The organism is Escherichia albertii NBRC 107761 = DSM 17582 (genome assembly GCF_000759775.1).
Classification (GTDB): Bacteria; Pseudomonadota; Gammaproteobacteria; order Enterobacterales; family Enterobacteriaceae; genus Escherichia; species Escherichia albertii.
In genome coordinates this window covers 1-21,894 of the sequence record NZ_BBMY01000079.1, presented here as the reverse complement: position 1 = coordinate 21,894, position 21,894 = coordinate 1, and the positions used below count along the sequence as shown (strand labels likewise).

Sequence of the window (21,894 nt, the reverse complement as noted above, 5' to 3'; positions counted from 1 at the left end):
CCGTGTGTGCAGACCATAAGCCATTGCGGCTGCCGTTGGCTCATTAATTAAACGCACGGCATTTAACCCAGCTAATTCGGCGGCTAAACGGGTGTGTTTGCGTTGTTCATCACTGAAATAAGCTGGAACAGAGATCACCACATTTTTAATTGGCTGTTGCAGGAATTCTTCGGCATCTTCTTTTAATGAGCGTAATACCAGAGAGGACAATTCCGGCGCATTGAATGTTTCACCGCCTAAACGCCAGTTGGTATTACTGCCCATCGCGCGTTTAAATAATGCTGCGGTTTTATCAGGATGCGACGTTCGCCGGGAGACTGCCGGCTTGCCGACCAGAATATGATTATTTTCATCCATGCTAATTATGGATGGCGTTAAATATTCACCGAATTTATTGGGAATTAATTGTGCAGCGCCGTCTTTCCAGACAGCAATTAAACTATTGGTGGTGCCGAGGTCGATACCAATGGCGAGTTCTGCATTATCCATTGCATTTACATCTTGAAGGAAAAAAGAGAGAACCAGAGTAAGACCACCACATTCTTATGTGGTGATCTTAATCAACTGCGGATATTAAGCGTAAAATTTCAGACGATCTGCCAGTAAATCAACAAAGCCCTGACGATCAACGTCGACCATTACGGTAGCATTCGGTTTATTGCTCGTCAGATAGTAATAATCAACAACCGTCATACCCTGGGTGTATTTACCTTGAGTTTCGACGCCGACCCAGCGTTCCACGGTCGTGAACAGTTCTGGTTTCAGCAGCCAGGCGATGGTGCATGGGTCATGCAGCGGTGCGCCGACAAAGCCCCATTTTTCGTCTTTGTGATATTCAAAGAAGAAATCCAGCAATTCGGCAACAATGGTTGAAATTGGGTTACCAATGGCGCGGAAACGCTCGGTATCTTCAACATAAATTTGCGCTTTGTGAGTAACATCCAGACCGGCCATCACCACCGGAATCCCGGACTGGAAGACAATTTCTGCCGCTTCCGGGTCCACGTAAATATTAAACTCAGCGGCTGGCGTCCAGTTACCGAGTCCCATTGCGCCGCCCATAATCACAATTCGGGCAATTTTGCTATGCAACTCAGGATGGCTATTAAGCAGTAAGGCGACGTTGGTTTGCGGTCCGGTAGAAACAATAGTGACAGGTTCAGCACTTTCGCGCAGTGTTTTTGCCATTAGTTCTACCGCCGTGCAATTTTGCGGTGCAAACGCTGGTTCCGGTAATGCCGGACCGTCCAGACCGCTTTCGCCGTGTACATTGTCTGCGATAATCAAATCACGCATGAGTGGTTTCACCGCGCCGCCAGCAACCGGAATATCGGTGCGGTTAAGTAAGGTCAACATGCGCAGAACATTGCGCAACGTCTTTTCAGGCGTCTGGTTTCCGGCCGAAGAGGTGATGGCTTTGACATCCAGTTCCGGTGAGGCGAGGGCGAGAACGATTGCGATAGCGTCGTCGTGACCCGGATCGCAATCCAAAATAATTGGCAGTGCCATTGTTGCTCCTTGTTGTGTGCTTCTTTGCGACAAGGGTAACGCCAGGATGTAACCGATACGAGGGGCGAAACGAGAAAGCGTGAGATGGCGCGCACTTGAGTATGCGCGCCAGAAGGATTAATGCAGTATTTTCGCGAGGAAGTCTTTTGCACGCTCCGATTTTGGGTCATCAAAGAAAGCGTCTTTCGGCGAATCTTCAACAATTTTTCCCTCGTCCATAAAGATAACCCTGTTCGCCACTTTGCGGGCAAAGCCCATTTCGTGGGTCACTACCATCATGGTCATTCCTTCGTTCGCCAGTTCGACCATCACGTCCAGCACTTCGTTGATCATCTCCGGGTCTAATGCTGATGTTGGTTCGTCGAACAACATTGCAATCGGGTCCATGCATAACGCGCGAGCGATCGCTACACGCTGTTGCTGACCACCGGAAAGCTGCGCCGGAAACTTATTGGCGTGTGCGGAAAGTCCAACGCGCTCCAGCAATTTCAGAGCCTTTTCGCGGGCGGGCGCTTTATCGCGTTTAAGCACTTTCACCTGTGCCAGCGTCAGGTTTTCGATAATCGACAGATGGGGGAACAGTTCAAAATGCTGGAACACCATCCCGACGCGGGAACGCAGCTTCGCCAGATCGGTTTTCTTATTGTTAACCATAATACCATCAACGGTGATTTCACCTTGCTGCACTGGTTCGAGACCGTTGACGGTTTTAATCAGCGTCGATTTACCAGAACCTGACGGACCGCAAACCACCACCACTTCGCCTTTTTTCACTTCGGTTGAGCAGTCGGTCAGCACCTGAAAGTGACCATACCATTTTGAAACATTCTTCAGGGTAATCATTATGCTGTCCTTCTTTTCAAGTAGCTGATCAACAACGATGCGCTAAGGCTAATAACGAAATAAACAAATCCGGCAAACAGGATCATCTCGACCTGCGTACCATCGCGCTCACCAATGGTTGAGGCGGTGCGGAAGAAATCGGCCAGAGATAACACATACACCAGCGAGGTATCCTGAAACAGTACGATGCCCTGAGTGAGCAGCAGCGGCACCATCGCGCGAAATGCCTGCGGAAGAATAATCAGTTTCATCGACTGCCAGTGGGTCATGCCGAGCGCCAGCGCGGCGCTCGACTGTCCACGGGAGATGCTTTGAATACCTGCGCGGATAATTTCTGAATAGTAGGCCGCTTCAAACATCGAAAACGCCACCATCGCAGAAATTAAACGGATATCGGTTTTTGGCGATAATCCCAGCACGTTTTGCAGAAAACCCGGCACAATCAGGTAAAACCACAACAGTACCATCACCAGTGGGATCGAACGGAACACGTTAACGTAGGCTTTGGCAAACCACGCAACGGGCGCAAAGCTGGACAAGCGCATCACCGCCAGCATCGTGCCCCACAAAATACCAATCACTACTGCCGTGACGGTGATTTTCAGGGTGATCACCAGTCCATCCAGTAGATAAGGCAGGGAAGGGACAATAGAACTCCAGTCAAACTCGTACATTATTTGCCTCCCATGTTGCCGGGCAGGCGAACTTTACGTTCAACCAGCGTCATCGCCAGCATGATAACCGCGTTAATCAACACATAAGCCAGTGTGATGGCGGTAAACGATTCCCAGGCGTGGGCCGAGTAATCGAGCAATTTACCGGCCTGCGCCGCCATATCCACCAGACCGATGGTTGACGCGATAGCGGAGTTTTTCACCAGGTTCATCATCTCGGAGGTCATCGGCGGGACGATAACACGATAGGCATTAGGCAGCAGCACGTAGCGGTAGGCCTGCGGCAGTGTCAATCCCATCGCCAGCGCGGCATTCTTCTGCCCTCGCGGCAGCGACTGAATTGCGGCGCGGACCTGTTCGCAAACACGGGCGGCGGTAAACAGCCCCAGACAGAGCATGGAAGAGAGGAAAAACTGAATATTAGGGTCCAGTTCCGCCTTAAACCACATGCCGATTTTTTCCGGCAGCAGCTCCGGGATCACCAGATACCAGGTAAAGAACTGGACGATCAACGGAACGTTGCGGAACAATTCGACGTACAACGTACCCAGACCGGAGAGAAAACGGTTAGGAACGGTGCGTAAAATGCCAAAAAATGAACCGACGAGGAAAGCGATAATCCAGGCGCAGATCGACAAAGCGATAGTGACCTGAAAACCGCTCCAGATCCAGCCGAGATAGGTGGTGTTGCCGAATGGGGCTTGTTGCAAAAAAATACCCCAGTTCCAGTCTATAGACATAAATCTACTCCAGAAAAAAGAGGGTAGTAGCGTTAACTGCTACCCTCGAAGATTGTTACTCAGCGTATTGCGGTTTTCAGGCCCGATGGGGAACGACCATCAGGCGTATAGTCTGTCCGTGCTACGTAACAATCGAGAGGGCTGGAATTTCCGCCCTTGGTTCTTGTAATTAATTCAGTGCCTTGTCATTCGGTTCTTTGAACAGCGCTTTCATTTCGTCTGACAGTTCGAAATTCATGTTCAGGTTTTTCGGCGGAATGGGGTTTTTGAACCACTTATCAAACCATTTTTCCGCTTCACCGGAGGTCTGCACCTGAACGATGGTGTCATCCATCAGTTTTTTGAACTGCGGATCGTCTTTACGCAACATGCAACCGTAGGCTTCCTGAGACTGCGGCTTGCCGACGATTTCCCAGTTACCCGGTTTCTTCGCTTTCGCCCGTTCACCGGCCAACAAGGCATCATCCATCATAAAGGCAACGGCACGACCGCTTTCCAGAGTGCGGAAAGAATCGCCGTGGTCCTTAGCACTGATAATGCGCATATTCATTTTTTGCTCTTCATTCAGTTTGTTGAGCAAAACTTCGGAGGTTGTGCCGGAAGTCACCACCACGGCTTTGTCTTTCAGATCAGCAAAATCTTTAATATCGCCGCCTTTTTTGGTCAGCAGGCGTGTACCGACCACGAAAATGGTATCGGAGAAAGCGGCTTGTTTCTGGCGCTCAAGGTTGTTAGTGGTAGAACCACACTCAAAGTCGAATGTGCCGTTTTGCAGTAGTGGAATACGGTTTTGTGAGGTGATTGGTATCAGTTTTACCTGCAGATCCGGTTTGTTGAGTTTCTTTTTCACTGCTTCAACAATGGCGTTGGAATAATCCTGCGAGTAACCCACCACTTTTTGCTGATTGTCGTAATAAGAAAAAGGCACCGAGGATTCACGATGCCCGACGACAATCACGCCGTTTTTGGCGATTTTGTCCAGAGTGCTGCCTGCTGCCGGGGCGGCATCTTCTGCCTGTGCCAGTCCTGCGGAAAGTGCCAGGGCCAGGATTGCTGTGGCAGGTTTACGTAATTGCATATCCAACTCCTTTATCTTCTGCGTTAATAACGCATGGATACCCGTTGTGAGTGTTTGTGTTGTTATCATCTGCAACTTTATTGTGCAGTGTTGTGTTTGCTAGGTAACATTTAGTTTGACTAAATGTAAAGATATTGCTGTTTTATTGTTTGGTTTTGCGAGATGCACCGCACCATTCCGAAGCAAAATTCTTAAAATGCACTCTTTTGGTGCTACCGATGGATTGTTATGGTGCAACCGGGTTGTACTTGCGTCGGCTTAGGGTTCGCCTTGTATAACAAAGCAATAGATGTGCCAGAAACAGAAGGAAGGACTTTGTAAGCTGGATAAAGTGTTTGCGCCGGATCTGGCAAATGTGCCGAAATACAAGATGTATCCCGGCACGATAAGAAGGGATTATTTACGTCGCTGACGCAAACTCATCAACACAGCGGCAAAACCAAACAGTGCCGTCAGCACCCACAGCGGCCAGTTGCCGGTACGGGCGTACGGTGTGAGTCCGGTGGTCGGCGTCACGTTGGTGGTCAGTACCTGGCGAGTGAACTGCGGGATCATCGCCTGAATCTCACCCTGCGGACCAATCACTGCTGTAATGCCGTTATTGGTACTGCGCAGCAACGGGAGTGCCAGTTCCAGCGCACGCATTCGCGCCATCTGGAAGTGCTGCCACGGACCGATAGACTTACCAAACCACGCATCGTTAGAGATGGTCAGCAGATAGTCGGTATCCGGGCGGAAGTTATCGCGTACCTGCTCACCAAGAATGATCTCGTAGCAAATCGCTGCGGTAAGCTGAATACCATTCAACGACAGCGGCGGCTGGATGTAAGGTCCACGGCTGAACGATGACATCGGCAGATCAAAGAACGGCGCTAACGGACGCAGAATTGACTCCAGCGGAACAAACTCGCCAAACGGCACCAGATGGTTTTTGTTATAGCGATTGGCTGATTCGTAGCTGTACGGCGCACCTTTACCCAGCGTGATGATGGTGTTGTAAGTATCGTAGCGGTTCTGCTTGTTGAGGCGCGCGTCGACAATTCCGGTGATCAGCGAGCTACCTTTCTCGCGCAACTCATTGTCCAGGGCTTTGAGGAATGGTTGCTGATTAATCTCCAGATCGGTAATTGCCGATTCAGGCCAGATAATCAGCGACGATTTGCCCATCAGCGGCGCCGTCGCGTTGTAGTAAATTTTCAGCGTATTAAGAAGCTGACCTTCGTCCCACTTCAGCGATTGCGGAATATCGCCCTGGACCATTGAGACCTGGATGGTTTTCTCCGGGTGTGGTGTAAACCACTGGATGTAACGCAGCGGGAAGGGGAGGACAAACAGGACAATGGCGGCGACCAGCGGACGCCAGTTGCGTTTTACCAGCGCCAGCGCCAGCAGGCCGCTGACCATCATCAGCAGGAAGTTAATGGCTTCCACGCCCATTATTGGCGCCAGCCCTTTTAACGGCCCGTCAATCTGGCTATAGCCGAACTGCAACCACGGGAAGCCGGTCAGCACCCAACCGCGCAGAAACTCAGTCATTTGCCAGAGAGCAGGGGCGGCAATCGCCACGCGTAGCCAGGTGGTTTTCGGCCATAGCCGCGCCAGCACGCCGGCAAACAACCCGGTATACAACGAAAGATATGCGGCCAGCAGTACCACCAGGAAGACATTAACTGGGCCGGGCATGCCGCCAAAGGTCGCGATACTGACATAGACCCAGTTAATACCAGTGCCAAACAGGCCAAATCCCCAGCAAAAACCGATAGCGGCTGACTGGAGCGGACGGCGGTTAAAGGTCAATGCCTGAAGCCCCATCAGCGAAATAATCGCCGCAGGCCAGACGTCGTAAGGAGAGAAGGCCAGCGTTCCGCAGGCGCCGAATAATAACGCCAGCAGCAGGCGAATGCGCTGGCGTTCAATTAATGAGGCAAAAGCCATGTAGTTTTATATCCAATATCGGTTTTATTCATCCAGCTTCGGCTGGGGTGAGTCATCCGGGATTTTGACATGAACCTGAATAATACGCCGACTGTCGGCCATCGCCACTTTGAACTGGTAACCGTCGATGTCGATGGTTTCACCGCGCGCCGGGAGATGCCCAAACGCCTGCATCACCAGACCACCGATGGTGTCAACCTCTTCATCGCTAAAGTGGGTGCCAAACGCTTCGTTGAAATCTTCAATGGAAGCCAGTGCGCGCACGGTCCAGGTGTGACGGCTAAGCTGACGGAAGTCGATATCATCTTCTTCGTCATACTCGTCCTCAATCTCACCAACAATCAGTTCCAGGATGTCTTCAATGGTCACCAGGCCGGAAACCCCGCCGAATTCGTCAATGACGATCGCCATGTGGTAGCGCTGAGATCGAAACTCTTTCAGCATCCGGTCTACGCGCTTACTTTCAGGAACGACAACTGCCGGACGTAACACTTTGTCCATGCTGAAGGCTTCAGCATCACTGCGCATAAACGGCAGCAAATCTTTCGCCATCAGAATCCCTTCAATGTGATCTTTGTCCTCACTGATGACCGGGAAACGCGAGTGAGCGGACTCGATGATGACATCAAGGCATTCGTCCAGTGTCTGGTTGCGTTTCAGGGTAATCATCTGGGAGCGAGGGATCATGATGTCGCGAACGCGTTGGTCTGCGATGTCCATTACCCCCTCGAGCATATCGCGCGTATCTTCGTCGATAAGGTCGTTCTGCCCGGAATCACGGATCAGCGCCAGCAGTTCTTCACGGTTTTTCGGTTCACCGTGGAAAAGTTGGCTCAGTAACAGGGAGAAAAATCCCTTCTTGTTGCTTATCGTGTCACTACTGTGTGAATTGTCGTCGCTCATGGCGTCGTATGGGTTCTCATGTTAGTTAATCAAAACGCCGTTGTTAATCACCAACGGCAGGGACGTCTGCCAGTCAAATGTCTGGCAAGTTATTCTTTCTCGGCAATGTACGGATCCTCATAGCCCAGAGCAAGCATAATCTCTGTTTCGAGGGCTTCCATCTCTTCTGCTTCGTCATCTTCGATGTGATCGTAACCTAACAAATGCAGACTGCCGTGCACCACCATATGCGCCCAGTGCGCTTCCAGCGGCTTGCCTTGCTCCAGTGCCTCCTGCTCAACGACCTGACGGCAGATAACCAGATCGCCCAGCAGCGACATTTCCATGCCAGGCGGCACCTCAAACGGGAAGGAGAGCACGTTGGTCGGCTTATCCTTACCGCGATAAGTCAGATTAAGGCTGTGGCTTTCGGCGGTATCGACCAGGCGAATGGTCACTTCCGATTCTTCCTGAAACTGCGGGATCACCGCATTCAGCCATGTCTGAAACTGGCTCTCTTCCGGCTGCCCGGAATTATCTTCACATGCCAGTTGTAAATCGAGGATCACCTGACTCATTTTTGTTCCTGTTCTTCGCGCTTGCGTTCTGCCGCCAGCGCCGCTTTACGTTTTTGTTCGGCTTCTTCCCAGGCTTCATAAGCGTTAACGATACGCGCCACCACCGGGTGACGAACCACGTCTTCGCTGTGGAAGAAGTTAAAGCTAATTTCTTCGACTTCAGCCAGCACTTCGATGGCATGACGCAGGCCTGACTTGGTGTTGCGCGGCAGGTCAATCTGCGTGACATCGCCGGTGATAACCGCTTTAGAGTTAAAACCGATACGGGTCAGGAACATCTTCATCTGTTCGATGGTGGTGTTCTGGCTCTCATCGAGAATGATAAACGCGTCGTTCAGCGTACGACCGCGCATATAGGCCAGCGGGGCGACTTCAATGACGTTGCGCTCAATCAGCTTCTCGACTTTCTCAAAGCCCAGCATCTCAAACAGCGCGTCGTACAGCGGGCGCAGATACGGGTCTACTTTCTGGCTTAAATCGCCAGGCAGGAAGCCCAGTTTCTCACCGGCTTCGACCGCCGGACGGGTCAGCAAAATACGACGGATTTCCTGACGCTCCAGGGCATCAACTGCCGCAGCTACCGCCAGGTAGGTTTTACCCGTACCCGCCGGGCCAACGCCGAAGGTAATGTCATGGTCGAGAATATTGGCGATGTACTGCGCCTGGTTTGGCGTGCGCGGCTTAATTACGCCGCGTTTGGTTTTGATATTGACCGCTTTGCCGTACTCCGGCACGCTCTCCGCGCTTTGCTCCAGCACGCGCGCTTCTTTAATCGCAAGGTGGATTTGCTCAGGTTCGATATCCTGAATCTGACCACGCATCGGGGCTGTATCGACATACAGGCTGCGCAGAATGTCTGCCGCGGCGGTAACGCAAATCGGACGGCCAGTCAGCTTAAAGTGGTTATCGCGGCGATTGATCTCGATGCCGAGACGGCGTTCGAGTTGTTTGATGTTGTCATCAAACGGGCCGCACAGGCTCAACAGACGCGCATTGTCTGCTGGCTCCAGGGTAATTTCGCGAGTGTCTATGTTCAAACCGTTCCTCTTATCTGTATGCCGCCGGAAGCTGAACATTCACCGGCCTATAAGGAAATTATTCACGCCACAGGAAGAAGGCGCAAGCATTGCGATAAAGATGGGGATAACGAGAGAAAAAACAAGGCCCACCGGAACGGCGGGCCAGTGATTATTGACGAAGTGCGTGTTGTTCATGTCAGATGCGGCGTAAACGCCTTATCCGGCCTACAAATTCATGCGAATTCAATATATTGCTGGAATCATGTAGGCCTGATAAGCGTAGCGCATCAGGCAATTTGCGTTTGTCGTCAGTCTCAAAACTTACCAGATCGGCGGGCCTGAGAATTACGGCTGATAATAACCTACGCCGAGGTCGTTTTCTTTGCGAGTACGGGCAATCACCGATTCCGGTGTTTCTGCCACGCGCAGACCCATTTCATCTTCAGTACGCACCACTTTACCGCGCAGGGAGTTCGGGTAGACGTCGGTAATTTCTACATCGACGAATTTACCAATCATATCCGGCGTGCCTTCAAAGTTGACCACACGGTTATTTTCGGTTCGTCCTGAAAGCTCCATGATGTTCTTACGCGAAGTACCTTCTACCAGAATGCGCTGGGTGGTGCCGAGCATCCGGCGGCTCCATGCCATCGCTTGCTGATTAATGCGCTCTTGCAGAATATACAGACGCTGCTTCTTCTCTTCTTCCGACACGTCATCAACCATATCGGCGGCTGGCGTGCCCGGACGTGCGGAGAAGATAAAGCTGTAGCTCATGTCGAAATTGACGTCGGTAATCAGCTTCATCGTTTTCTCGAAGTCTTCGGTAGTTTCGCCAGGGAAGCCAACGATGAAGTCAGAACTGATTTGAATATCCGGGCGCGCCGCACGCAGTTTACGGATGATCGCTTTGTACTCCAGCGCCGTGTGGGTACGTCCCATCAGATTAAGGATGCGATCGGAACCGCTCTGTACCGGCAGATGCAGGAAACTCACCAGCTCCGGCGTGTCGCGATACACTTCGATGATATCGTCGGTGAATTCGATCGGATGGCTGGTGGTAAAGCGAATACGATCGATCCCGTCGATCGCTGCAACCAGACGCAGCAGATCGGCAAACGTTCCGGTGGTGCCGTCGTAGTTCTCACCACGCCAGGCATTCACGTTCTGACCGAGCAGGTTGACTTCACGCACGCCCTGAGCCGCAAGTTGGGCGATCTCAAACAGAATATCGTCGGAAGGACGGCTTACCTCTTCACCGCGGGTGTAAGGCACCACGCAGTAGGTGCAATATTTATTGCAGCCTTCCATGATGGAGACAAACGCGGTCGGCCCTTCGGCGCGCGGTTCCGGCAGACGGTCAAACTTCTCGATTTCCGGGAAGCTGATATCTACAACCGGGCTACGGTCGCCGCGCACGGAGTTGATCATCTCCGGCAGACGGTGCAGCGTTTGCGGCCCAAAAATAATATCGACATAGTGGGCGCGCTGGCGAATGTGGTCGCCTTCCTGCGAAGCCACACAACCGCCGACGCCGATAATCAGGTCTGGATTTTTCTCTTTTAACAGTTTCCAGCGACCCAACTGATGGAAGACTTTTTCCTGAGCCTTCTCGCGGATTGAGCAGGTGTTCAGCAGTAGCACATCCGCTTCTTCCGCCACGTCGGTCAGTTGATAGCCGTGGGTGGCATCCAGCAGATCGGCCATCTTCGATGAATCGTACTCGTTCATCTGACAGCCCCAGGTTTTAATATGGAGTTTTTTGGTCATCGACTTGCTCTTGCGAAATAGTAGCCAGGAATGCAGGGCGCATAGTGTAATGCTTTGCTGCCGTTGTGACCAGTATGAGCGTTATCAGCCCTTGGGGGTAAAAATCCTGTAAACTTAAAGCATATTGCTAACAGGATGATTGACCATGACAAATCAACCAACGGAAATTGCCATTGTCGGCGGAGGAATGGTCGGCGGCGCACTGGCACTGGGACTGGCACAGCACGGATTTTCTGTAACGGTTATCGAACATGCCCAGCCCGCGCCGTTTGTTGCTGATAGCCAACCGGATGTGCGGATCTCGGCGATCAGCGCGGCTTCGGTATCATTACTTAACGGTTTAGGCGTCTGGGACGCGGTACAGGCTATGCGTTGCCATCCTTATCGCAAACTGGAAACCTGGGAGTGGGAAACGGCGCATGTGGTGTTTGACGCCGCCGAGCTAAAATTGCCGTTGCTTGGCTATATGGTGGAAAACACCGTCCTGCAACAGGCGCTGTGGCAGGCGCTGGAAGCGCATCCGAAAGTGACGTTGCGTGTACCGACTTCGCTGATTGCATTGCATCGCGACAATGATCTTCAGATGCTGGAACTGAAGGGCGGTGAAGTGATCCACGCGAAGCTGGTGATTGGTGCCGACGGCGCAAATTCGCAGGTGCGGCAGATGGCGGGAATTGGCGTTCATGCCTGGCAGTATGCGCAGTCGTGTATGTTGATTAGCGTGCAGTGTGAGAATGATCCTGGTGACAGCACCTGGCAGCAGTTTACCCCGAACGGACCGCGTGCATTTTTGCCGTTGTTTGATAACTGGGCATCGCTGGTGTGGTATGACTCTCCGGCACGCATTCGCCAGTTGCAGAATATGAATATGGCGCAGCTACAGGCGGAAATCGTGAAGCATTTCCCGTCGCGTCTTGGGTATGTAACACCGCTTGCCGCTGGTGCTTTTCCGCTGACGCGCCGCCATGCATTGCAGTATGTGCAGCCGGGGCTTGCGCTGGTGGGCGATGCCGCGCATACCATCCATCCGCTGGCGGGGCAGGGGGTGAATCTTGGTTATCGTGATGTCGATGCCCTGATTGATGTTCTGGTCAACGCCCGCAGCTATGGCGAAGCGTGGGCCAGTTATCCAATCCTCAAGCGTTACCAGATGCGGCGCATGGCGGATAACTTCATTATGCAAAGTGGTATGGATCTGTTTTACGCCGGATTCAGCAATAATCTGCCGCCGCTGCGTTTTGTGCGTAATCTCGGGTTAATGGCGGCAGAACGTGCAGGAGTGCTGAAACGTCAGGCGCTGAAGTATGCGTTAGGATTGTAGTTTCACAATATTGCCGGATGCATGCCAACTGTAGGTCGGATAAGACGCGTTAGCGTCGCATCCGACATTGAAGGATAAGGCGTGTCAGTATCACATTCGACATTGAATATATGCAGAAAAGCAAAAAGCTCGCCGAAGCGAGCTTTTTTAATATGGCTGGGGTACGAGGATTCGAACCTCGGAATGCCGGAATCAGAATCCGGTGCCTTACCGCTTGGCGATACCCCAATTGTGCGTTCAGCAAAGAACGCTTTTAAATTTGGCTGGGGTACGAGGATTCGAACCTCGGAATGCCGGAATCAGAATCCGGTGCCTTACCGCTTGGCGATACCCCAACAAATTGGTTTTTGAATTTGCCGAACTTGTTCGACACATTCAGAATTTGGTGGCTACGACGGGATTCGAACCTGTGACCCCATCATTATGAGTGATGTGCTCTAACCAACTGAGCTACGTAGCCAGATTGTTTCTTCGATGGCTGGGGTACCTGGATTCGAACCAGGGAATGCCGGTATCAAAAACCGGTGCCTTACCGCTTGGCGATACCCCAATAACCGGGCGGTGAACCGCTTACTCGAAGAAGATGGCTGGGGTACCTGGATTCGAACCAGGGAATGCCGGTATCAAAAACCGGTGCCTTACCGCTTGGCGATACCCCAACAAATTTCTTACAGAATGGAGAACTTCAAACTATATCATTGCCAGCCGAGGTGGCTAACTTACAGCCTAGATATGCCCCATCCGTACAACGCTTTCTGGTGAATGGTGCGGGAGGCGAGACTTGAACTCGCACACCTTGCGGCGCCAGAACCTAAATCTGGTGCGTCTACCAATTTCGCCACTCCCGCAAAAAGATGGTGGCTACGACGGGATTCGAACCTGTGACCCCATCATTATGAGTGATGTGCTCTAACCAACTGAGCTACGTAGCCATCTTTTTTTTCGCGATACCTTATCGGCGTTGCGGGGCGCATTATGCGTATAGAGCCTGGCAGCGTCAACCTCTTTTTCAAGGAAAATTGCGCGAAACTGACTGTTTGGTTAGGTTGCGAACAGCGTGGCGCTATATTCGTCAATTATTGTCTATTATTCGTTTTGCTGATGTTATTTAAGTATAAAAAAAGAGCCCCGTAGGGCCCTTTTCATGATGAAAAATTATTTGTACGCCGATTGGTGAACGCCAACTGCGCGACCAGACGGATCGTCCATTTTCTTGAACGCTTCATCCCACTCAATCGCTTTGGCAGATGAACAAGCAACGGACGGGCCGCCTGGTACGCACTCTGCGGCACTTGGGATTGGGAACAGTTCTTCAAAGATCTCCCGGTACAGATACGCTTCTTTTGAGGTCGGTGTGTTGTACGGGAAGCGGAAGCGGGCAGTTTCCAGCTGTTGATCAGTAACCTGCCGTGCCGCCACTTCTTTCAGTGTGTCGATCCAGCTATAACCAACACCATCCGAGAATTGTTCTTTTTGTCGCCAGGCGACGCTTGCCGGTAGATACGACTCAAAACATTCACGCAGGATATGCTTTTCCATCTTACCGTTGCCGCACATTTTATCCTGCGGGTTAATGCGCATCGCCACATCGAGGAATTTCTTGTCGAGGAACGGAACGCGTGCTTCCACGCCCCAGGCCGACATCGCTTTGTTGGCGCGCGCGCAGTCATACATATGCAGGGCCAGCAGTTTACGCACCGTTTCTTCATGCAGTTCTTTAGCGTTTGGCGCTTTGTGGAAGTAGAGATAACCGCCAAACACTTCATCAGAACCTTCACCGGATAGCACCATTTTAATGCCCATCGCTTTGATCTTACGCGACATTAAATACATCGGTGTTGAAGCGCGAATAGTGGTCACATCATAAGTTTCGATGTGGTAAATCACATCGCGGATGGCATCCAGACCTTCCTGTACAGTGAAGTGAATTTCGTGATGCACAGTGCCCAGATGGTTTGCCACTTCCTGGGCTGCTTTCAGATCCGGTGAACCCGGCAGACCTACAGCAAAGGAGTGCAACTGCGGCCACCAGGCTTCAGAGCGTTCCTGATCTTCCACGCGACGAGCGGCATATTTCTTGGTGATAGCAGAAATAATTGAGGAATCCAGACCACCCGAGAGCAGCACACCGTAAGGCACGTCAGACATCAGATGGCTTTTCACGGAATCTTCCAGTGCCTGACGCAATTCGTTTTTGTCGGTCACGTTATCTTTCACCGCATCGTAGTCGAACCAGTCGCGATGATAATAAGAACGGATTTCGCCGTCCTGACTCCATAAATAGCTCCCCGCCGGGAACTCTTTAATCGTGCGGCATACTGGCACGAGAGCTTTCATTTCTGAGGCCACATACAGCTGACCGTGTTCGTCATAACCCATATACAGCGGGATGATCCCCAGATGGTCGCGACCAATCAGGTAGGCATCTTTTTCTCTGTCATACAAGGCAAAGGCAAACATACCCTGCAAGTCGTCGAGAAATTCCGGCCCTTTTTCCTGATACAGCGCGAGGATCACTTCGCAGTCAGACCCGGTCTGGAACTGGTAACGATCGCCATATTCGGCGCGTAAGGCCTGGTGGTTGTAGATTTCACCGTTTACCGCCAGTACGTGAGTTTTTTGTTGGTTGTAGAGAGGTTGCGCTCCCGCGTTAACGTCAACAATTGACAGACGTTCGTGGGCGAGAATGGCGTTATCGCTGGCATAAATACCGGACCAGTCCGGGCCACGATGACGCATCAGGCGTGACAGCTCGAGTGCTTTCTTACGCAGCTCAACTGCGTCTGTTTTGATATCGAATACGCCAAAAATTGAACACATAACCTTCTCCGTTAACCTGGTATTTGTTGCTTGTTGTGTTTGCTTGTTTAAAAAAATGCCGCAAAGCAGCACTGTGCGCAAGCGATTTGGCGGTGGAAAAATAAAAAACGTAATGGCGATTGCTGATTTGTGAAAAAGGATAGGGTGTGGTGGCGTATTTATTGATGGATCGATAATTTTTGACGGGTTTTATTGAATGGGGTGATTTTAATGATGGAAAAAAATAAGAAACCACGCTCTGAGGCGTGGTTGCTATTCAGATAACGTCGATTTCAGCGACCGACGGGTAAATCCAGCTGGGGCGGAACGGCATACTGTCGATATCGTCAAGCGACGAAACGCCGGAGAGTACCAGAATCGTTTCCAGACCGGCCTGGAAGCCCGCCAGAATATCGGTACGCAGGTTATCGCCGACAATCACCGTTTCTTCCGAGTGGGCCTGCATTTTGTTTAATGCCGCGCGGATGATCCACGGGCTGGGCTTACCAACATAGAACGGTTTACGCCCGGAAATTTTCTCAATGCCTGCACACAGTGCGCCACAAGCAGGATAAAAACCGCGTCCGTGGGTATCCGGGTTGGTCGCGATAAATCGTGCACAGTTAGCGACGAAATAGGCTGCTTTATGCATCATTTCCCAGTTATAGGAGCGCGTTTCGCCAACAATCACAAAGTCAGGATTCACATCGGTAATGGTGAAACCCGCTTTGTACAGCTCATGGATAAGCGCGCCCTCGCCCACCACATAGGCTTTCTTGCCTTCCTGGCGACGCAGGAAATCGGCGGTCGCCATCGCGGAGGTATAAAACACGCTGTCTGGCACATCGACACCAGCCGTGGCAAAGCGGTTCGCCAGATCTTGCCCAGTCTGCGAAGGATAGTTGGTCAGCAACACCAGCGGCAGGCCTTTATCCATAATCCCGTGCAAAAATTCCGCTGCACCCGGTACGGCGACGTTATCGTGCATCAGCACGCCGTCGATATCGCAAATTACATTTTTAATGGTCATGGACTACCCAGAATATTGACAACAATAAGCGCCACTATAAAAGCACATTAATTTTCCAGCAAATGCTGGAGCAAAATACCGTTGAGCATGGCGCGTTTTACCAGCGCAAAAGCGCCGATTGCCGAGCGGTGATCCAGCTCAGAACGCACCACTGGCAGATTAGTGCGAAACGCTTTCAGCGCCTGGGTATTAATGCAGCTTTCAATAGCAGGGAGCAGCACTTTATCGGCTTCGGTTATCTCACCGGCAATGACAATTTTTTGCGGATTAAATAAGTTGATAGCAATGGCGATGGTTTTGCCCAGATGACGACCAACATACTCAATCACTTCCGACGCCAGGCTATCGCCTTTGTTCGCGACTTTGCAGATAGTTTTGATGGTGCAGTCGTCCAGCGGTACACGACTCTGGTAGCCCTGCTTTAACAGATTCAACACCCGTTGTTCAATGGCCGCGTTGGCGGCGATAGTTTCCAGGCAGCCAAAGTTGCCGCAGTGGCAGCGTTCACCCAGCGGTTCAACCTGAATATGACCAATCTCCCCAACGTTGCCGTTGCGACCGATAAAAATGCGCCCGTTAGAGATAATCCCGGCCCCGGTTCCGCGATGCACACGCACCAGAATGGAGTCTTCGCAATCCTGACTTGCACCGAAGTAGTGCTCTGCCAGCGCCAGACTGCGGATATCGTGACCGACAAAACAGGTCACTTTAAAACGGTCTTCCAGCGCTTCTACCAGCCCCCAGTTTTCCACCTGGATATGCGGCATGTAATGAATTTTGCCGCTGTCCGGGTCAACAAGCCCTGGCAGGATCACGGAAATGGCGATCAGCTCCCGCAGCTTGCGCTGGTAGCTATCAATAAACTGAGCAATGGCATTCAGCAGGGCGTGTTCCAGCGTCTGCTGGGTACGTTCAGGCAGCGGGTAATGTTCTTCAGCCAGCACTTTGCTGCTGAGATCGAACAGGGTGATGGTGGCGTCATGACGACCAAGCCGTACGCCGATTGCGTGAAAATTGCGGGTTTCGGTGATGATGGAGATAGCGCGGCGGCCCCCGGTGGAGGCCTGCTGATCAACTTCTTTGATCAACCCGCGTTCGATAAGCTGACGCGTAATTTTAGTTACGCTGGCAGGGGCAAGCTGGCTTTGCTCGGCGATCTGAATTCGCGAGATTGGCCCGTACTGGTCAATCAGGCGATAAACCGCCGCGCTGTTAAGCTGTTTTACGAGATCAACATTACCTATCTGAGCTTGTCCGCCTGGTGTCATACTTTCTCTTATTGAGTTACGACCTCGTTGCCGTTAACGATGGTCTTAGTGATTTTAAAATCTGGTGTGAATGCGGTCAGGTTGGCCACTTTACCTTCGCCAAGAGTGCCGAGACGCTTTTCAACGCCAATGGCACGTGCCGGATAGAGCGTCGCCATACGTAAAACTTCATCCAGTGCGATACCGCAATGTTCGACCAGATTACGCACGCCTTCAATCATGGTTAAGGATGAACCGCTTAACGTGCCGTTCTCATCCACACAAAGTCCGTTACGGTAGTATATTGTTTTACCCGCAAAAATGAACTGTTCAATATTGGCCCCGGCAGGCGCAGTGGCGTCTGTAACCAGACACAGCTTGTCGCCTTTCAGGCGTTTGGCATTGCGAATATTGGCATAATCTACGTGCAGGCCATCGGCGATAATACCGCAATAAATGTCTGCCTCATCAAGAACTGCGCCCGCCAAACCCGGTTCGCGGCCTGTAATATACGGCATCGCGTTGTACAGATGAGTGGCAAAGGTAATACCCGCGCGGAAACCGGCTTTTGCTTCTTTCAACGTCGCGTTGGAGTGACCGGCAGACACCACAATTCCGGCATTTGCCAGTTTGCTGATCACTTCTGCAGGCACCATTTCCGGCGCCAGAGTGACTTTGGTGATCACGTCTGCATTTTCGCAAAGGAAATCAACCAGTGCAGCATCGGGCTTACGCACAAAATTCGGATTATGGGTGCCTTTTTTCACCAGATTCAGCCATGGACCTTCCAGATGCAGGCCTAATGCCTGATTCGGATGTTTTGCCAGATACTCACGCATTACGTGCACGCCCTGTTTCATCAGGTCATCGCTGGTGGTGATGAGTGTCGGCAGATAGTTAGTACAGCCTGATTTCTCATTGGCTTTCTGCATGATTTCCAGCGTTTCCACGCTGAGGGCTTCAGCGGTATCGTTGAATTGTACGCCGCCGCAGCCGTTTAGCTGCACATCGATAAAACCGGGGGAGAGAATGGCCCCGTTCAGTGAACGTTGTTCGATCCCTGACGGCAGTTCCGCTACCGGGCAGACGCTTTTAATTAAGCCATCAGCGATAACAACCGCATGGTCATCAAGAAATTCATGGCCGGTAAAAATCCGGCCCTGGGTTAATGCATACATTCCGACCCCCCGATTTCAAAAATAATATTGCCCTGAGCAAGATGTCAGGGCAGGGATAACAATTACAGACCTTTGATATTTTCTGCTTCTAATTCATTGAAATATCTTAAGGTCTTCACTTTCAGCTCCATGGTGGAAGGCTCATCGCATACCATGATGGCTTTTGGATGCAGTTGCAGGCAGCTAATGGTCCACATATGGTTAACACAACCTTCAACCGCAGCCTGTAACGCCAGCGCTTTCTGGCTGCCCAGTACCAGAATCATTACTTCTTCGGCATCCAGCAGTGTACCCACACCGACGGTCAGCGCATATTTTGGTACCTGATTTACGTCATTATCAAAGAAGCGAGAGTTAGCAACGCGGGTATCGTGGGTCAGGGTCTTGATACGGGTACGAGAGGCCAGAGAAGAAGCAGGTTCGTTAAATGCGATATGACCATCGTTACCGACACCGCCCATAAACAGATGAATTTTTCCGTAAGAGCGGATTTTCTCTTCATACTGGCGGCACTCAGCGTCGATGTCCGGGGCATTGCCATTGAGGAGGTTAATGTTTTCTGCTGGAATATCAACGTGATCGAAGAAGTTACTGTGCATAAAGCTGTAGTAGCTCTCTGGATGCTCTTTCGGCAAACCGACATATTCGTCCATGTTGAAGGTGACAACGTGCTTAAAGCTGACCTGGCCTGCTTTATGCATTTCGACTAACGCTTTATAGGTGGTCATCGGCGTGCCGCCAGTCGGCAGGCCAAGCACAAACGGACGATCGGCAGTTGGTTTGAACGCATTGATACGATTGACGATATGGCGGGCAGCCCATTTGCCGACCTGTTCAGCGGTAGTCAGGGGGATCAGTCTCATTATTCACCTCAATAAGTAAAATGTAAGCCGTTGGCGGATTAGGCATCTTTAAGCGTAACCTGGATTTGCGTAGACAGGCGTCAATCCGACCTGATTTTTTGAATGATAAAATAAGTTTTCTGGTTTAGCCAGTAAAAGGGAGTGATGATAACGATATTTGGTGACAAAACTCACAAAAGACACGCGTTTAATTTGCGATACGAATTAAATTTTCACACACTCTGTAGCAGATGATCTAACAATCTGATTACAGAACATCGACAGTAAAAATTGCAGCAAAATAAAAAAACGGCTTTAAACGAGCCAAATAGGAGTCTCGTAGGGGGAATAAGATGAATATTTTAGGTTTTTTCCAGCGACTCGGTAGGGCGTTACAGCTCCCTATCGCGGTGCTGCCGGTGGCGGCGCTGTTGCTGCGATTCGGTCAGCCAGATTTACTTAACGTTGCGTTTATTGCCCAGGCGGGCGGCGCTATTTTTGACAACCTTGCGCTAATTTTCGCCATCGGCGTGGCATCCAGTTGGTCCAAAGACAGTGCAGGTGCGGCGGCGCTGGCGGGTGCAGTCGGTTACTTTGTGTTAACCAAAGCCATGGTCACCATCAACCCAGAAATTAATATGGGCGTACTGGCAGGTATCATTACCGGTCTGGTCGGTGGTGCAGCCTATAACCGTTGGTCTAATATCAAACTGCCGGACTTCCTGAGCTTCTTCGGCGGCAAACGCTTTGTTCCTATCGCAACCGGCTTCTTCTGTCTGGTGCTGGCAGCCATTTTTGGTTATGTCTGGCCGCCGGTGCAGCACGCTATCCATGCAGGCGGCGAATGGATCGTTTCCGCAGGCGCGCTGGGTTCCGGTATTTTTGGTTTCATCAACCGTCTGCTGATCCCAACCGGTCTGCATCAGGTGCTGAACACCATCGCCTGGTTCCAGATTGGTGAATTCACCAACGCGGCGGGTACGGTTTTCCACGGCGACATCAACCGCTTCTACGCGGGCGACGGCACGGCGGGGATGTTCATGTCCGGCTTCTTCCCAATCATGATGTTCGGTCTGCCGGGCGCGGCGCTGGCAATGTACTTCGCTGCGCCGAAAGAGCGTCGCCCGATGGTTGGCGGGATGCTGCTTTCTGTTGCGATTACCGCGTTCCTGACCGGTGTGACTGAGCCGCTGGAATTCCTGTTCATGTTCCTTGCTCCGCTGTTGTACCTTCTGCATGCATTGCTGACGGGTATTAGCCTGTTTGTGGCAACGCTGCTGGGTATCCATGCGGGCTTCTCCTTCTCTGCGGGCGCTATCGACTACGCGTTGATGTATAACCTGCCGGCAGCCAGCCAGAACGTCTGGATGCTGCTGGTGATGGGCGTTGTTTTCTTCGCTATCTACTTTGTGGTGTTCAGTGTGGTTATTCGCATGTTTAACCTGAAAACACCGGGTCGTGAAGACAAAGAAGACGAGATTGTTACTGAAGAAGCCAACAGCAATACCGAAGAAGGTCTGACTCAACTGGCCACCAACTATATTGCTGCAGTGGGCGGTACTGACAACCTGAAAGCGATTGATGCCTGTATTACCCGTCTGCGCCTGGCGGTTAACGATTCTGCGCGCGTCAACGATGCAATGTGCAAACGTCTGGGCGCTTCTGGTGTAGTGAAACTGAATAAACAGACTATTCAGGTGATTGTCGGTGCGAAAGCGGAATCCATCGGCGATGCGATGAAGAAAGTTGTTGCCCGTGGCCCGGTAGCGGCTGCGTCTGCTGAAGCTGTAACTGCAACCGCCGCTCCTGTAGTAAAACCGCAGGCCGTACCAAACGCGGTGTCTGTCGCGGAGCTGGTATCGCCGATTACCGGTGATGTTGTGGCGCTGGAGCAGGTTCCTGACGAAGCATTTGCCAGCAAAGCGGTGGGTGATGGTGTGGCGGTGAAACCGACGGATAAAATCGTCGTATCGCCAGCCGCAGGGACAATCGTGAAAATCTTCAACACCAACCATGCTTTCTGTCTGGAAACCGAAAAAGGCGCGGAGATCGTCGTCCACATGGGGATCGACACCGTAGCGCTGGAAGGTAAAGGCTTTAAACGTCTGGTGGAAGAGGGCGCGCAGGTAAGCGCAGGGCAACCGATTCTGGAAATGGATCTGGATTACCTGAATGCTAACGCCCGCTCGATGATTAGCCCGGTGGTTTGCAGCAATATTGACGATTTCAGCGGCCTTATCATTAAAGCCCAGGGCCATGTTGTGGCGGGTCAAACGCCACTGTATGAAATCAAAAAGTAATCAGCTTTATGCCTGATGCGATGCTGGTGCGTCTTATCAGGCCTACAAAAGCTCTGTGTAGGTTGGATAAGACGGCTTAAGCGTCGCATCTAACAATGACACAGGAATGGCAAAAGCGGCGGATATCATCTTCGCCGCTTTTTTTTTGT

General features: G+C 51.5%; 17 protein-coding genes, 7 tRNA genes and 1 pseudogene. 2 read left to right on the top strand and 23 right to left on the bottom strand.

Going from position 1 to position 21,894, the window contains the following annotated elements; all coding sequences use genetic code 11:
- The 11 genes and pseudogenes from hscC to miaB all read right to left on the bottom strand — a co-directional run.
- Positions 1-489: pseudogene (gene hscC / locus EA14781_RS14220) on the bottom strand (molecular chaperone HscC); the annotation flags it as partial.
- A gap of 84 nt (positions 490-573) precedes the next feature.
- Positions 574-1,509, bottom strand: a complete 936-nt coding sequence (gene rihA, locus EA14781_RS14215) for a pyrimidine-specific ribonucleoside hydrolase RihA (protein ID WP_001207445.1) — start codon at positions 1,507-1,509, stop codon at positions 574-576.
- Between the two features lie 117 nt (positions 1,510-1,626).
- Positions 1,627-2,352 (bottom strand): glutamate/aspartate ABC transporter ATP-binding protein GltL, encoded by a 726-nt coding sequence (gltL, locus tag EA14781_RS14210; protein WP_000631374.1) that lies wholly within the window; start codon positions 2,350-2,352, stop codon positions 1,627-1,629.
- Positions 2,352-3,026: a glutamate/aspartate ABC transporter permease GltK gene (gltK, locus tag EA14781_RS14205; RefSeq protein ID WP_000272827.1), complete on the bottom strand. Its 675-nt coding sequence runs from the start codon at positions 3,024-3,026 to the stop codon at positions 2,352-2,354. The genes gltL and gltK overlap by 1 nt, the downstream gene beginning before the upstream one ends.
- On the bottom strand, positions 3,026-3,766 hold the full coding sequence (gltJ, locus tag EA14781_RS14200) for a glutamate/aspartate ABC transporter permease GltJ (RefSeq protein WP_000020943.1): 741 nt from the start codon (positions 3,764-3,766) through the stop codon (positions 3,026-3,028). Before gltJ ends, gltK begins: the two co-directional genes overlap by 1 nt.
- A 169-nt stretch (positions 3,767-3,935) precedes the next feature.
- Positions 3,936-4,844, bottom strand: coding sequence for a glutamate/aspartate ABC transporter substrate-binding protein GltI (gene gltI, locus EA14781_RS14195; RefSeq protein WP_002430214.1), 909 nt, complete (start codon positions 4,842-4,844; stop codon positions 3,936-3,938).
- A 396-nt stretch (positions 4,845-5,240) separates the two neighbouring features.
- Positions 5,241-6,779 carry an apolipoprotein N-acyltransferase gene (lnt, locus tag EA14781_RS14190; protein ID WP_000853059.1) on the bottom strand — a complete coding sequence of 513 codons (1,539 nt, stop codon included), beginning with the start codon at positions 6,777-6,779 and terminating at the stop codon, positions 5,241-5,243.
- A gap of 24 nt (positions 6,780-6,803) precedes the next feature.
- The gene (gene corC, locus EA14781_RS14185) at positions 6,804-7,682 is read right to left on the bottom strand and encodes a CNNM family magnesium/cobalt transport protein CorC (protein WP_001278609.1); all 879 of its coding nucleotides are present in this window, start codon (positions 7,680-7,682) and stop codon (positions 6,804-6,806) included.
- A gap of 89 nt (positions 7,683-7,771) precedes the next feature.
- Complete coding sequence (gene ybeY / locus EA14781_RS14180) at positions 7,772-8,239, bottom strand: rRNA maturation RNase YbeY (protein WP_000084474.1); 468 nt, start codon at positions 8,237-8,239, stop codon at positions 7,772-7,774.
- Positions 8,236-9,276, bottom strand: a complete 1,041-nt coding sequence (locus EA14781_RS14175) for a PhoH family protein (protein WP_002430212.1) — start codon at positions 9,274-9,276, stop codon at positions 8,236-8,238. The genes ybeY and EA14781_RS14175 overlap by 4 nt, the downstream gene beginning before the upstream one ends.
- A 327-nt stretch (positions 9,277-9,603) precedes the next feature.
- On the bottom strand, positions 9,604-11,028 hold the full coding sequence (gene miaB, locus EA14781_RS14170) for a tRNA (N6-isopentenyl adenosine(37)-C2)-methylthiotransferase MiaB (protein WP_000162728.1): 1,425 nt from the start codon (positions 11,026-11,028) through the stop codon (positions 9,604-9,606).
- A gap of 145 nt (positions 11,029-11,173) precedes the next feature.
- Here miaB and ubiF point away from each other — a divergent pair, with 145 nt between their 5' ends.
- The gene (ubiF, locus tag EA14781_RS14165; RefSeq protein ID WP_000184601.1) at positions 11,174-12,349 is read left to right on the top strand and encodes a 3-demethoxyubiquinol 3-hydroxylase; all 1,176 of its coding nucleotides are present in this window, start codon (positions 11,174-11,176) and stop codon (positions 12,347-12,349) included.
- Between the two features lie 153 nt (positions 12,350-12,502).
- On the opposite strand, the gene EA14781_RS14160 is transcribed toward ubiF, so the two are convergent.
- From EA14781_RS14160 to nagB, 12 genes are all read right to left on the bottom strand, one after another.
- Positions 12,503-12,577 (bottom strand) — tRNA-Gln (locus EA14781_RS14160).
- Between the two features lie 32 nt (positions 12,578-12,609).
- Positions 12,610-12,684: transfer RNA gene (locus EA14781_RS14155), tRNA-Gln, on the bottom strand.
- 48 nt (positions 12,685-12,732) lie between these two features.
- Positions 12,733-12,809: transfer RNA gene (locus tag EA14781_RS14150), tRNA-Met, on the bottom strand.
- Between the two features lie 15 nt (positions 12,810-12,824).
- A tRNA-Gln gene (locus EA14781_RS14145) sits at positions 12,825-12,899 on the bottom strand.
- Positions 12,900-12,933: 34 nt separating this feature from the next.
- Positions 12,934-13,008 (bottom strand) — tRNA-Gln (locus tag EA14781_RS14140).
- 104 nt (positions 13,009-13,112) lie between these two features.
- Positions 13,113-13,197, bottom strand: a tRNA-Leu gene (locus EA14781_RS14135).
- Positions 13,198-13,204: 7 nt separating this feature from the next.
- Positions 13,205-13,281: transfer RNA gene (locus EA14781_RS14130), tRNA-Met, on the bottom strand.
- A gap of 223 nt (positions 13,282-13,504) precedes the next feature.
- Positions 13,505-15,169 carry an asparagine synthase B gene (gene asnB, locus EA14781_RS14125; RefSeq protein ID WP_000337059.1) on the bottom strand — a complete coding sequence of 555 codons (1,665 nt, stop codon included), beginning with the start codon at positions 15,167-15,169 and terminating at the stop codon, positions 13,505-13,507.
- 256 nt (positions 15,170-15,425) lie between these two features.
- Complete coding sequence (gene nagD, locus EA14781_RS14120; protein ID WP_000153133.1) at positions 15,426-16,178, bottom strand: ribonucleotide monophosphatase NagD; 753 nt, start codon at positions 16,176-16,178, stop codon at positions 15,426-15,428.
- Positions 16,179-16,225: 47 nt separating this feature from the next.
- Complete coding sequence (gene nagC / locus EA14781_RS14115) at positions 16,226-17,446, bottom strand: DNA-binding transcriptional regulator NagC (protein ID WP_000187582.1); 1,221 nt, start codon at positions 17,444-17,446, stop codon at positions 16,226-16,228.
- Between the two features lie 8 nt (positions 17,447-17,454).
- Positions 17,455-18,603: an N-acetylglucosamine-6-phosphate deacetylase gene (gene nagA, locus EA14781_RS14110; RefSeq protein ID WP_000271179.1), complete on the bottom strand. Its 1,149-nt coding sequence runs from the start codon at positions 18,601-18,603 to the stop codon at positions 17,455-17,457.
- Between the two features lie 62 nt (positions 18,604-18,665).
- Complete coding sequence (nagB, locus tag EA14781_RS14105) at positions 18,666-19,466, bottom strand: glucosamine-6-phosphate deaminase (RefSeq protein ID WP_001237081.1); 801 nt, start codon at positions 19,464-19,466, stop codon at positions 18,666-18,668.
- Positions 19,467-19,798: 332 nt separating this feature from the next.
- Between nagB and nagE the strand changes: the two genes are divergently transcribed.
- The gene (gene nagE, locus EA14781_RS14100) at positions 19,799-21,745 is read left to right on the top strand and encodes a PTS N-acetyl glucosamine transporter subunit IIABC (protein ID WP_001023139.1); all 1,947 of its coding nucleotides are present in this window, start codon (positions 19,799-19,801) and stop codon (positions 21,743-21,745) included.
- Positions 21,746-21,894: the final 149 nt, after the last annotated feature.

Excerpts from the sequence above, each read along its gene's own strand:
- asnB (WP_000337059.1), bottom strand. The coding sequence starts at position 15,169 with ATGTGTTCAATTTTTGGCGTATTCGATATCAAAACAGACGCAGTTGAG.
- gltI (WP_002430214.1), bottom strand. The coding sequence starts at position 4,844 with ATGCAATTACGTAAACCTGCCACAGCAATCCTGGCCCTGGCACTTTCC.
- nagA (WP_000271179.1), bottom strand. The coding sequence starts at position 18,603 with ATGTATGCATTAACCCAGGGCCGGATTTTTACCGGCCATGAATTTCTT.
- gltL (WP_000631374.1), bottom strand. The coding sequence starts at position 2,352 with ATGATTACCCTGAAGAATGTTTCAAAATGGTATGGTCACTTTCAGGTG.
- rihA (WP_001207445.1), bottom strand. The coding sequence starts at position 1,509 with ATGGCACTGCCAATTATTTTGGATTGCGATCCGGGTCACGACGACGCT.
- corC (WP_001278609.1), bottom strand. The coding sequence starts at position 7,682 with ATGAGCGACGACAATTCACACAGTAGTGACACGATAAGCAACAAGAAG.
- nagC (WP_000187582.1), bottom strand. The coding sequence starts at position 17,446 with ATGACACCAGGCGGACAAGCTCAGATAGGTAATGTTGATCTCGTAAAA.
- lnt (WP_000853059.1), bottom strand. The coding sequence starts at position 6,779 with ATGGCTTTTGCCTCATTAATTGAACGCCAGCGCATTCGCCTGCTGCTG.
- ybeY (WP_000084474.1), bottom strand. The coding sequence starts at position 8,239 with ATGAGTCAGGTGATCCTCGATTTACAACTGGCATGTGAAGATAATTCC.
- nagE (WP_001023139.1), top strand. The coding sequence starts at position 19,799 with ATGAATATTTTAGGTTTTTTCCAGCGACTCGGTAGGGCGTTACAGCTC.
- nagD (WP_000153133.1), bottom strand. The coding sequence starts at position 16,178 with ATGACCATTAAAAATGTAATTTGCGATATCGACGGCGTGCTGATGCAC.
- nagB (WP_001237081.1), bottom strand. The coding sequence starts at position 19,466 with ATGAGACTGATCCCCCTGACTACCGCTGAACAGGTCGGCAAATGGGCT.
- ubiF (WP_000184601.1), top strand. The coding sequence starts at position 11,174 with ATGACAAATCAACCAACGGAAATTGCCATTGTCGGCGGAGGAATGGTC.
- miaB (WP_000162728.1), bottom strand. The coding sequence starts at position 11,028 with ATGACCAAAAAACTCCATATTAAAACCTGGGGCTGTCAGATGAACGAG.
- gltJ (WP_000020943.1), bottom strand. The coding sequence starts at position 3,766 with ATGTCTATAGACTGGAACTGGGGTATTTTTTTGCAACAAGCCCCATTC.
- gltK (WP_000272827.1), bottom strand. The coding sequence starts at position 3,026 with ATGTACGAGTTTGACTGGAGTTCTATTGTCCCTTCCCTGCCTTATCTA.